The sequence below is a fragment of the Candidatus Nanopelagicales bacterium genome, from assembly GCA_030700225.1.
Lineage (GTDB): Bacteria > Actinomycetota > Actinomycetes > S36-B12.
Genome location: JAUYJT010000029.1, coordinates 1 through 10429 on the forward strand (window position 1 = coordinate 1; position 10429 = coordinate 10429).

Annotated in this window: 15 protein-coding genes and 4 tRNA genes; 2 read left to right on the forward strand and 17 right to left on the reverse strand. The window is 64.4% G+C overall.

Going from position 1 to position 10429, the window contains the following annotated elements:
* Positions 1 to 287 precede the first annotated feature (287 nt).
* From rplA to Q8P38_04070, 5 genes are all read right to left on the reverse strand, one after another.
* On the reverse strand, positions 288 to 995 hold the full coding sequence (rplA, locus tag Q8P38_04050; GenBank protein MDP4013778.1) for a 50S ribosomal protein L1: 708 nt from the start codon (positions 993 to 995) through the stop codon (positions 288 to 290).
* Between the two features lie 89 nt (positions 996 to 1084).
* Positions 1085 to 1525: a 50S ribosomal protein L11 gene (gene rplK / locus Q8P38_04055; protein ID MDP4013779.1), complete on the reverse strand. Its 441-nt coding sequence runs from the start codon at positions 1523 to 1525 to the stop codon at positions 1085 to 1087.
* A gap of 25 nt (positions 1526 to 1550) precedes the next feature.
* On the reverse strand, positions 1551 to 2315 hold the full coding sequence (gene nusG, locus Q8P38_04060; protein ID MDP4013780.1) for a transcription termination/antitermination protein NusG: 765 nt from the start codon (positions 2313 to 2315) through the stop codon (positions 1551 to 1553).
* A 27-nt stretch (positions 2316 to 2342) separates the two neighbouring features.
* A complete protein-coding gene (gene secE, locus Q8P38_04065; protein MDP4013781.1) occupies positions 2343 to 2582 on the reverse strand; it encodes a preprotein translocase subunit SecE in 240 nt (79 codons plus the stop codon).
* 72 nt (positions 2583 to 2654) lie between these two features.
* Positions 2655 to 2727: transfer RNA gene (locus Q8P38_04070), tRNA-Trp, on the reverse strand.
* Positions 2728 to 3013: 286 nt separating this feature from the next.
* On the opposite strand from Q8P38_04070, the gene Q8P38_04075 reads away from it, so the two are divergent.
* Positions 3014 to 4213, forward strand: coding sequence for a pyridoxal phosphate-dependent aminotransferase (locus Q8P38_04075; protein MDP4013782.1), 1200 nt, complete (start codon positions 3014 to 3016; stop codon positions 4211 to 4213).
* Between the two features lie 23 nt (positions 4214 to 4236).
* Here Q8P38_04075 and Q8P38_04080 read toward each other — a convergent pair whose 3' ends face one another.
* From Q8P38_04080 to Q8P38_04125, 10 genes are all read right to left on the reverse strand, one after another.
* Positions 4237 to 5268, reverse strand: coding sequence for a UDP-N-acetylmuramate dehydrogenase (locus Q8P38_04080; protein ID MDP4013783.1), 1032 nt, complete (start codon positions 5266 to 5268; stop codon positions 4237 to 4239).
* A gap of 63 nt (positions 5269 to 5331) precedes the next feature.
* Positions 5332 to 5772 carry a MaoC/PaaZ C-terminal domain-containing protein gene (locus Q8P38_04085; protein MDP4013784.1) on the reverse strand — a complete coding sequence of 147 codons (441 nt, stop codon included), beginning with the start codon at positions 5770 to 5772 and terminating at the stop codon, positions 5332 to 5334.
* Complete coding sequence (locus tag Q8P38_04090; GenBank protein ID MDP4013785.1) at positions 5769 to 6227, reverse strand: MaoC family dehydratase N-terminal domain-containing protein; 459 nt, start codon at positions 6225 to 6227, stop codon at positions 5769 to 5771. The genes Q8P38_04085 and Q8P38_04090 overlap by 4 nt, the downstream gene beginning before the upstream one ends.
* Complete coding sequence (locus Q8P38_04095; protein ID MDP4013786.1) at positions 6227 to 7036, reverse strand: SDR family NAD(P)-dependent oxidoreductase; 810 nt, start codon at positions 7034 to 7036, stop codon at positions 6227 to 6229. The genes Q8P38_04090 and Q8P38_04095 overlap by 1 nt, the downstream gene beginning before the upstream one ends.
* Positions 7037 to 7163: 127 nt before the next feature.
* Positions 7164 to 7556, reverse strand: coding sequence for a DUF5615 family PIN-like protein (locus Q8P38_04100; protein ID MDP4013787.1), 393 nt, complete (start codon positions 7554 to 7556; stop codon positions 7164 to 7166).
* On the reverse strand, positions 7553 to 7999 hold the full coding sequence (locus Q8P38_04105; GenBank protein MDP4013788.1) for a hypothetical protein: 447 nt from the start codon (positions 7997 to 7999) through the stop codon (positions 7553 to 7555). Before Q8P38_04105 ends, Q8P38_04100 begins: the two co-directional genes overlap by 4 nt.
* Before the next feature lie 97 nt (positions 8000 to 8096).
* Positions 8097 to 8264: a 50S ribosomal protein L33 gene (gene rpmG, locus Q8P38_04110; GenBank protein ID MDP4013789.1), complete on the reverse strand. Its 168-nt coding sequence runs from the start codon at positions 8262 to 8264 to the stop codon at positions 8097 to 8099.
* A gap of 72 nt (positions 8265 to 8336) precedes the next feature.
* Positions 8337 to 8410 (reverse strand) — tRNA-Met (locus Q8P38_04115).
* A 67-nt stretch (positions 8411 to 8477) separates the two neighbouring features.
* Positions 8478 to 8553, reverse strand: a tRNA-Thr gene (locus Q8P38_04120).
* Between the two features lie 111 nt (positions 8554 to 8664).
* Entirely contained in the window at positions 8665 to 8997 is a 333-nt protein-coding gene (locus Q8P38_04125; GenBank protein ID MDP4013790.1) for a hypothetical protein, read from the reverse strand.
* Between Q8P38_04125 and Q8P38_04130 the strand changes: the two genes are divergently transcribed.
* Positions 8984 to 9703, forward strand: a complete 720-nt coding sequence (locus tag Q8P38_04130) for a hypothetical protein (GenBank protein ID MDP4013791.1) — start codon at positions 8984 to 8986, stop codon at positions 9701 to 9703. The two genes, Q8P38_04125 and Q8P38_04130, sit on opposite strands and share 14 nt — an antisense overlap.
* A 50-nt stretch (positions 9704 to 9753) precedes the next feature.
* On the opposite strand, the gene Q8P38_04135 is transcribed toward Q8P38_04130, so the two are convergent.
* Both Q8P38_04135 and Q8P38_04140 read right to left on the reverse strand, forming a co-directional pair.
* Positions 9754 to 9835, reverse strand: a tRNA-Tyr gene (locus Q8P38_04135).
* Between the two features lie 282 nt (positions 9836 to 10117).
* The coding region (locus tag Q8P38_04140; protein ID MDP4013792.1) for a DUF1566 domain-containing protein at positions 10118 to 10429 on the reverse strand (312 nt) is incomplete at its 5' end.

Below are 10429 nucleotides of genomic sequence, written 5' to 3' on the forward strand. Positions count from 1 at the left end.
GCCGGGTCAAGAGGCGAGGAACCAACACCATCGAACATGTGTCCGATACTAATCGACCCCCCCGACAACCCCACCCAACGACACGGCCAGAAGCAAGAAATCACCCACAACCCGCAGGTCCCCACTGGAATCCGAAGAGCCGCGTTACAACCGTCAATCAACCGATTGGCCAAGGCGGAGTAGAGCAAGCCCGCACGCGCTCACAAAACGTGAGGCACCGGGCACCGCTTCGCGCTCACTTTTGTGTGAGGCACCACGCCCCCCGGAGCGTCACCCCCGTTCCCCGATCAACCCGTGGCAGCCGCGCCCTTGACACGCGACGGGTCGACCGGGATGCCGGGGCCCATCGTGCTGGAGACGGTGATCGACCTGACGTAGCGGCCCTTGGCGCTCGCGGGCTTGGCACGCAGAACCTCGTCGATCGCGGCAGCGTAGTTCTCCGCAAGCGCCTGCTCGCTGAACGACTTCTTGCCGATGACGAAATGCAGGTTCGCGTGCTTGTCGACACGGAACTCGATCTTCCCGCCCTTGATATCCGCGACGGCCTTGGCGACGTCCATGGTCACGGTGCCCGTCTTCGGGTTTGGCATCAGGCCGCGGGGCCCAAGGACCCTACCGAGCCGCCCGACCTTGCCCATCAGGTCCGGCGTCGCGACGGCTGAGTCGAAGTCTGTCCAGCCCCCGGACACCTTCTCGATCATGTCGTCGCTACCGACGAAGTCCGCGCCGGCGGCACGAGCCTCCTCGGCCTTCTCTCCCGCCGCGAACACCAGAACCCGGGCGGTCTTGCCAGTGCCATTGGGCAGATTGACCGTCCCGCGAACCATCTGGTCCGCCTTCCGAGGGTCGACACCCAGACGTATCGCACACTCCACAGTGGCGTCGAACTTCTCCTTGCCGGCTTCCTTCGCCAGCCGCATCGCCTCCGCGGGGCTGTGCAACTTGGTCTTGTCGACGACCGCTACGGCGGCCTTGTAGTTCTTGCTGCGCTTCATCTCTGCTCTCCTTCGCAGTTGTGGTCATCGGGCGACGCTGGCCCTGCCACTGACGGCCCCGGACGATCCGGCGGCCGTACACTCACCGATCAGTCGGCGACCGTCACGCCCATCTGGCGCGCTGTACCTTCGATGATCTTCATGGCGGCATCCACGTCGTTGGCGTTGATGTCCGGCATCTTGATCTCAGCGATCTTGCGCACCTGGTCCCGGGTAACCGAACCCACCTTGACCCGCTGCGGCTCACCGGAGCCTTTGCTGATTCCGGCGGCCTTCAGCAGCAGCTTGGACGCGGGTGGGGTCTTGGTCACGAAGTCGAACGAGCGATCTTCGTAGACGGTGATCTCAACCGGGATGACCTCGCCGCGTTGCGACTCGGTGGCCACGTTGTACGCCTTGCAAAACTCCATGATGTTGACGCCGTGCTGGCCCAGCGCCGGACCGACCGGAGGAGCCGGATTCGCCTGGCCAGCTGTGATCTGGAGCTTGATCAGCGCCGAGACCTTCTTCTTCTTCTTCTTGGGAGCCATTGGTTTCCTTACCTGATAGCTGGATCTAGGTCCGCTCGACCTGATCGAATCGCAGTTCCACCGGCGTGTCACGGCCGAACAACTCGACCATGGCGGTGAGCTTCTGAGCCTCGGCGTTGACCTCCGAGATCGTGGCCTGCAACGTGGCGAAAGGCCCGTCGATGACGGTGACCACATCCGAGACGTCGAAGTCCGTGACGATGGCTGGCTGAGCCGCCACACCGCCGCCGGTACTCACTGAACCCGCGGCGACCGCTGTCTTGGCCGTCTCGGGCGGCTTCAGCATGTGGACGACCTCGTCAATGGTCAACGGATGCGGGTTCTGCGCGCTGCCAACGAACCCGGTGACGCCGGGGGTGTGCCGGACGGCTCCCCACGTCTCCTCGTCCAAGTCCATGCGGACCAGAACGTACCCGGGCAGCTTGATTCGCCTAACACGCCGCTTCTCGCCCTTGCGGAACTCGGTGACCTCGTCCTCTGGGACCTCGACCTGAAAGATCCGGTCCTCGAGGTTCATCGTCTCGCGTCGCCGTTCGAGGTTGGCCTTGACGCGCTTCTCGTAGCCAGCGTAGGAGTGGATCACGTACCACTCGCCGGGCTGCATGATCAAGGACTCGTGCAGGTCAGGCTCCGCCGACTCAAGCACGTCCACGTCGACAGCGCCCTGTAGCGCCTCAGGCTCCGCCGACTCTTGCGCGAGATTCTCGACGGTCTCCTGCGGCACGTCAGCCTCGACGGTCTCCTGCGACACGTCAGCCTCCGCCAGGAACGGATCGATCTGGTCCGACACTTTTCTCAATTCCCTTCGTGACGACGACTACTCGCCGCCGCCTCCGAACGTGAACAGCACTCCCTTACCGAAAACGAAATCCAGCAGAGCCACGATCCCGGCCATCGCCAGCACGAAGACGATGACGACCCCGGTGTACGTGATCAGTTCCTTACGCGTCGGCCAGATGACCTTGCGCAGTTCCGCCATGATCTCGCGCACGAACAAGGACAGCCTGGCGATCAGGCCGAGCTTCTTGTCGGTCTTCGCGGTTTCCGCTTCGCTCACAAACCCTCCACTGCGGACCAGCTCACTGTGGCCAGCTGGCATCTGCTACGCCCCGCGCACGCGGGACTCGAGCAGGGCCGGAGGGACTTGAACCCCCAACCGCCGGTTTTGGAGACCGGTGCTCTCCCAGTTGAGCTACGACCCTTCAACGTCCGGTTCCCGCCCGACTGGTCGGACAATCACCTCGGGCCGTGCACAGCCTCCCTGGGCAGGCTCGCGCGACGGCTCAACGCCGAAGTCGAGTGTAGGCGCACGCGCCGACCTGGGTCCAATCCCCTAGCGGCCAGCTTCGATTCTGCCCCCGAACCGCACCGAAGGGACATCGGGCCGGGGACCCGAACGGGGTGATTCGCCCGGTCGTCGGAGTCGCGGCAGGCGATCACGCCCCGGCGGACTTGGAGCCCGCGCGGGCCCCTGTCAAGATTGGCGCCATGGTGTCCAACACGAGAATCTCCCATCGCATCGGCTCGATCACAGAGTCAGCCACGCTAGCTGTCGACGCCAAGGCCAAAGCTCTGCGGGCGGCGGGACGCCCGGTCATCGGGTTCGGCGCGGGCGAACCCGATTTCGCCACCCCCGACTACATCGTCCAAGCCGCCATCGCGTCCGCGCGCGATCCGAAGTCCCACCGCTACAGCCCGGCCGGGGGCCAGCCCGCGCTGAAAGAAGCGGTGGCTGCCAAGACCGCCCGAGATTCAGGTCTGGTCGTGCCCGCATCACAGGTCGTGATCAGCAACGGCGGCAAGCACGCCCTGTTCAACGCCTTCGCCACGATCATCGACCCGGGCGACGAGGTGCTCCTGCCGTCGCCGTATTGGACGACCTATCCGGAATCAATCCGACTGGCCGGCGGCGTCCCGGTCGATGTGCCAGCGGACGAGTCCACCGGGTACCGGGTGTCTGTCGAGCAACTCGACCGGGCCATCACCGACCACACCAAGGCGCTGGTGTTCGTCTCGCCGTCCAACCCCACGGGTGCGGTGTATTCCCCAGCCGAGGTCGAGGCGATCGGGCAATGGGCGGTGGAGCGCGGCCTTTGGGTCATCACCGATGAGATCTATGAGCACCTCGTGTATGGCGACGCCGAGTTCTCGTCCATGCCGGTCCTGGCACCGGACCTGCTCGACCGCTGCATCGTCGTCAACGGAGTCGCCAAGACCTATGCCATGACCGGGTGGCGCGTCGGTTGGCTCATCGGTCCACCCGACGTCGTCAAGGCCGCGACCAACCTGCAGTCACACGCGACATCGAACGTATGCAACGTGGCCCAAGCCGCGGCCCTCGCGGCGGTGTCCGGGGATCTGGAGGCGGTGGCGTCTATGCGCGAAGCGTTCGACCGAAGACGCCTCACCATGGTCCAGATGCTCAACGAGATACCGGGCATCCACTGTCCAACCCCTGAGGGCGCCTTCTACGCGTACCCGAGCGTCAAGTCAGTGCTCGGCCGCGCGATTCGCGGGCGCACGCCGGAGACGTCCGCTGAGCTGGCGGAAGTGATTCTGGAGGAGGCAGAGGTCGCAGTCGTACCTGGAGAAGCATTCGGATCCCCCGGCTATTTGCGCCTGTCCTACGCCCTCGGCGACGAAGATCTGGTTGAGGGCATCGCCCGGATCGCCGCGCTGCTGGGCTGACTTGCTACAGCTCGCGATCCTGCCTACAGCTCGCAGCCGACAAGAGTGGGCTCGGCCATCAGCACAATGCCAAACTTCCGCCTCACGCCTTCCCGAATCTGACGTGCGAGCGCCAACACGTCGTTGGTAGTCGCGTTGCCGCGGTTCGTGATAGCCAAGCTGTGCTTGCCGGACAGCGCCGCTGGTCCGTCCCCATAGCCTCGCGTGAAGCCAGCCTGTTCGATGAGCCACGCGGCACTCAGCTTGACGCCATCGGGAGCCGGGAACCGCGGAGCATCGCGTCTCAGGTCGGCAGCCCGCGCGGCAGACACCACCGGGTTGACGAAGAATGACCCGACGCTCCACGTGTCGTGGTCATCAGGATCAAGAACCATGCCTTTGCCGCGGCGCAGGCCCAGCACCGCCTCGCGCGTGGCCGACAGCGGCGCACTGTCGCCGGGCGAGACTCCCAGCGCGCGGGCCAGCTCGCCGTAGGCGATAGGACGACAAACCCCTGACTTCGCCAACCTCAGCCGCACTGACAGGACGACGTACCGGTTGGGGTCCCGTTTGAAGACGCTGTCGCGGTATCCGAACGCGCACTCTCCAGGCTCCAGGTCCAGTCTGCGCATGGCCACGCGGTCCCACACGCGCACGAGTTGGACGACTCGCGCCACTTCCTGCCCGTAGGCGCCAACGTTCTGAATAGGCGTGGCGCCCGCGCTCCCAGGGATGCCAGCCAGTGCCTCGATGCCAGCGAGCTCGGCGTCCACCATCTCGGACACGACACGGTCCCAGTCCTCGCCAGCGGCAACCATCACGTCGGAACACTCACCTTGGGCGGCCACCTCGATCCCGGTTGTCCGCACCAGGACAGTGGTCCCCGGCCAGCCATCGTCGGCGACAACAACGTCGCTGCCACCACCCAGAATCAGCAGGGGCTCGGAGTCGGCATCAGCCCGCGCGACCGCCGAGATCAGCTCCTCCTCCGTATGGGCGCGGACGAGAGTCTTGGTAGGGCCTCCCACGCGCAGCGTCGTCAGACTGCTCAGGCGTACTTCTGGTCGGCTGGTCACGCGAATCCGATTCCGCTGCTCAACGCCACTGGATGAGCGCCGCGGCCCGGTCGGTCCATCAACTCAGGCGAGCTGCGCGACGATCGTGGCCTTGTGCATCACGTCAACCGGCCCACCATCGCCCGGACTTGTGACTTCGAGTCCCACCCTGACCCGCCGGTCGGGGAGCTTCTCCAGAACCCGGCCAGCTACGGACAGCACGGCTCCCCGGTCATCATCAGGGACTACGACCGGTTTGCTGAACCTCACGGAGTAGGACACCACCGCACCGGGATCCGCGACCCACTCGGTGACCAGGCGCGCCGCCGTGGCCATGGTGAGCATGCCGTGGGCGATCACGTCCGGCAGGCCGACCTGGTTCGCATACCGAGTGTTCCAGTGGATCGGGTTGAAGTCCCCGCTCGCCCCGGCGTACATCACCAGATTCACGCGCTGCAAGCGCACTTCCAGCTTCGGCAGTTCGGTCCCGACTTCCACGTCGTCGTAGGAGATGATCGCGCTCATGGCTGCGCTCCCGCCGTGCCGCGAGAGACTATGACTTCTCGCGTGGTGACAACCAGCTCTCCATCCGAGGTCCTGACTTCGCTCTTGGCGGTCAGAAACTCGTTGCTACCCGAAGCGTGAATGTCGTCGATGACTGTGCTCACCGTCAACCGATCGCCAGCCTGGATCGGGCGCACGTAGTCGAAATGCTGCTCCCCATGGACCACCCGTCCGTAGTCGAGCCCCAGGTCCGGGTCGAACATGGCCAGCGCCAGGGACTTGATCGTGAGAACGAACGGGAATGTGGGTGGCGCGATCAGATCGTCGTGGCCGAGCTCGCGCGCCGCGTCAACGTTGTGGTACGCGGGATTGAAGTCCCCGATCGCTGTCGCGAATTCGCGGATCTTCTCCCGGCCAACCTCGTACACCGGCGCCTTGGGGTAGGCCTTGCCAACGAAGGACTGGTTGATAGCCACTACATGCCGCCGATTTGCCCACCGGTGACGGGAATCGTCACACCGGAGACGAAGTCCGAATCCGCAGAGCACAAGAAGGCGGTCACCTTCGCTATGTCGTCTGGAACTCCCAGCCGACCCAACGAGATCATCGCCCTGGCGATATTGCGCATCTCCTCGGGAATCCCTTGCGCGTCACCGGGGCCTTTGGCGGCCGTCATCCGCGTTTCGATGAACCCCGGAGCCACGGCGTTGACGTTGATCCCGAACGGCCCCAGTTCCCTGGCCAGAGTCTTGGTAACCGCTATCAGGGCGCCCTTGGCCGCCGTGTAGTTGAACTGGCCCGGATTGCCCATGATGGCCGCGACGCTTGAGGTGAAGACGATCTTGCGGTGGTAGGCAGGACTGCCCGTTTCCTTGATCTCGGACTTGGCCACCTCGCGGATGTGGGGCATGGCGGCCAGCGTGGTGTGGAAGGACGTTCGCAAGTTCGCGTCCAAAACGACATCGAACAGATCATCGCTGAGCCCGTGGAACATCCGATCCCTGGTCACGCCGGCGTTGTTGACGACAATGTCGAGCTTGCCGAACTCGTCGACAGCAGCCCCGGTGAGGCGGCGAGCCTCCTCCATCTCCACCGTGTTGGCGACTACGCCTAGCGCCGATCCTCCAGCGTCCCTTATCAGCGACACCGTCTCGGCTGTCGGCTCCTCATCGATGTCGTTGACGACAACAGCCGCCCCATCCGCCGCTAGCCGCATCGCCGTGGCTCTGCCGATTCCGCGACCTGCGCCGGTGACTATCGCTACCCGGTCATCGAGTCGTCCCATCTCGCACCTCCTAGCGTGCCAACTCCCCTATGAAGGGGACCACTCCCCCGGCCGAACCTACCCGGCCTGACCGGCTCCAGGACCGCCCGGGTCGGGCTGCCTGCTGCCTCGTCTGGTCCTGACCGCGCTATCGCCGACGTGAGCGAGGCCGCTGGTCTCGCGCCAGAAAGCCGGTCGCGCCAGGGCGCGGCAGCGAACCCCATTTGAGGGCTGCGTCCAGTGCGACGACGAGCGCGCCGACGAACCCTCGGTTTGACGGGAAGGTCAGGTTGGCGACGTAGACGATCCCCGAGTGTGTCCGTCCGTGCTGCTGCCACAGCCGGTCCAGGTCAGCGAAGTCGTGGATGTTCCGGGTTACGACGATCCGCTGCTGCGAACTCGCGAGTTCCAGGACCTGATCATCTGGCATTCCTCGTAGGGCCGGGTCAGCGGCTGTCGATGCGACATCGTGTCCGCGGCGAGTCAGCTCATCCGCGATAGCGCCTGACAGCTGTTCATCGAGCAGAAGTCGCTCGGTCACTGCGCTAGCAATCGATGCGAACGCTGAACGGCGGCCATCTGTGTGACTTCCGCTCGCTGGTTCGCAGCGATGCTCTCTTCGATTTCGTCTGGCCAGGCAGCCCAGTAGCTGACGGCGGTGTGAACGAGGCGCGCAGCGATGCCCGTGTTCTCGCTGACCAGGTCAACGAGTTCGGATTCGGAAAGGCCTGGTTCCGCGCGCTTGGTTGAGTTGATCGCCTCCACGACCTCCCAGACATCTGGTCCCGCCGCGAGGCCGGCCCGTCGTCCAGTCGGTCCGTCCCGAAAGACGATGCCTGGGTAGTCCGCCATCCGCAGTCCCTCGTCGATGAGTTGCGCGGCGACTGTGGCCGGTTTGCCGCCTGGGTAGCGAGTCGCTCGTTCGCGCAGACGTCTCAGGACCGACGCGCTGAGTCGAATCGACCGGGGTTCACTGGCGCTCATAACTACACTGTAGCGCCCCGTAGCAGTTTGGACCTGCCAGGTTGCCCTTCACATCCCGTGATGGCTCAAGCTGAACCGGCCCCGCTGGAGGGAAGTGTCAGCGGGTTTCCTTGTGAACCGTGTGCTTGCCGCACTTCGGGCAGAACTTCGACATCTCAAGTCGGTCCGGATCGTTGCGCCGGTTCTTCTTGGTGATGTAGTTGCGGTCTTTGCACTCCTGGCAGGCCAGGGTGATCTTGGGGCGCACATCTGTGGCCTTGGCCATTGGGGCCGCCTTTCAGTTTCGGGCGTTGTCTCCTTGCGAGCCCGGCGGACTCTCGCGAACCGACCGGATCAGTAGCGGAGGCCGGACTTGAACCGGCGACACAGCGATTATGAGCCGCTTGCTCTACCTGACTGAGCTACTCCGCCGAGGCTCCGGACCGGTCCGGGGCCTGATCACAAGGGCATTCAGTTGTTACATGCCGGGTGTCCGACATGGAGCCCCAGTAGGGAATCGAACCCTAGACCTTCTCCTTACCATGGAGACGCTCTGCCGACTGAGCTACTGGGGCGAGCAGCGTTCAGATTACACCGGGGGGCAGCGTCACCGGAACTTCGCGGACCGTGCGCCAAGCTGACAGAAGCGGCACCCCCAACCCCACCGGATGAGCCTGGTCCGTGAATCATGGATGCCAACGACTCAAAGGATTGGCTATCAACCACAGCGCTTCTTCGCGGAAGGCCAGCCTGGCTGACGCGTTCCGCCCCATCTGGGGGTCACGCGGACCCTCGCGCCTGCGTGGTGTCGCGCGTTCTCGAGCCGCTGCCCGAACCGTAATCTTCGTGGCGTCGCTGGGGCTAGTAGCGGCGGGGTGCTCAGCCGACACCGGCGGCGAACCCGAATCAACGACAGCCGCCCCGACTGCCACCAGCTCCACTGCGGGCCCTTCGATTCCTCGGCCAGAGCCGTCCCCCATCCCTACGCCCAAGCCCGCGAAGCCGGTGCGCGGCCTCAAGGGAAACACCAGCAACGCCATCGCCTACGCGCCACTGTCCAACCCCGACGACATCACGGTGGAGGGCAGCGTCCCAAGCAGCCGGGCGTGGTCAACCTCCAAGGTCCTCGTGGTGCTTGCCTTCATCGACACGGTCGCGGATGGCAACCCCGACAACCTGTCCGCACACTGGAAGGCACGGATCAAGTCGGCATTGACCGCCTCCGACATGAACGCGCTGCTTCAGATTCGTGCTGCCATTCCGGGAGGGTCAGGAACGCCCATGACCGGAATCCTTCGCTCGATTGGTGACACCGAAACGTCCGCCCCCGACAGCAGCGAGGGGTCCATGCAGTGGAGCATCCGAAACCAGATCCGCTTCATGGCCGCCCTATACAACGGCGAAGTCGTCTCCAAGAAGGCCAGCAGGTACGTGCTTGGCGAGATGCACCCGATCAAGGCCCACAGTTGGGGACTGGGAACGATAGGAGCGAGCGCTTTCAAGGGTGGTTGGCTCGAGCCGTACACCGAGACCCGTCAGATGGGCATCCTTGGCGACTATGCCGTTGCCATCATCACGGCTGGGGTCGGACCCGCCGAACTGCAAACCGACGGGGACTGGGCGCACGTGCGGCAGATGAACAAGTTGGCAAAGATTCTCAAGGCTCAAGTCGACGCGGCCTCAGTGCGCTCCACAGTCGAACAGAACGCTCCTCGCTCGCGCTAACTGGGGGACAAGGGGGAGCCGACCCATCGCAGGACGGCAACATCACGACGTGGCGGGTACTGGATTCGAACCAGTGTAGGCAATGCCGACGGTTTTACAGACCGCTCCCTTTGGCCGCTCGGGCAACCCGCCAATGTCCCTGGGGGTCCCCCCACCTTGTGGGGGAGGGACCGGCGAAAGGCTACTCCCCTTTCGCCTCCCATCGAAATGGGGTGCCCTCACTTGGGAAAGGCTCTCCGGCGCATCCGTGAGCGAGATCAGGCCCGAGTTTCGCGCTCTTGACGACCATATCGGGTCGATCGCAGTCCAGGAACCCGACAAAATGGACACGTAGATCCTTCAACGGTGCACTCCCGCCCGCGCCCAGGTGCGCTGTCTCTCCACAGATGTGTCAGGAGAGCCATAGTTGAATCGCTAAAAAGCCCGGACCGGCCGCACGCGGTAGGTGTTGCCCTCGCTGACGTTGAACTGGTCGCCATCGTCGAAGAACTGGAACCACGCGTAGCTCGCACTGCCCTGCGACGAGGACCAGCAGCCGTCATCGCCGAACCCGCCAACAGTGGCTTTCTGTGCGTACAACTGATTCAGTTCATCCTTGGACGGTAGGAACCAGTCATTCTTCCCGCCACCGGCGTGGTTCTTCGCCGCCCACGCCGCCGGAGCCTTCTCCGGTGTGTCACACGCGGTATTACTGGTTATCGCGGTCGTGTTCGCCTCCCCCGTACC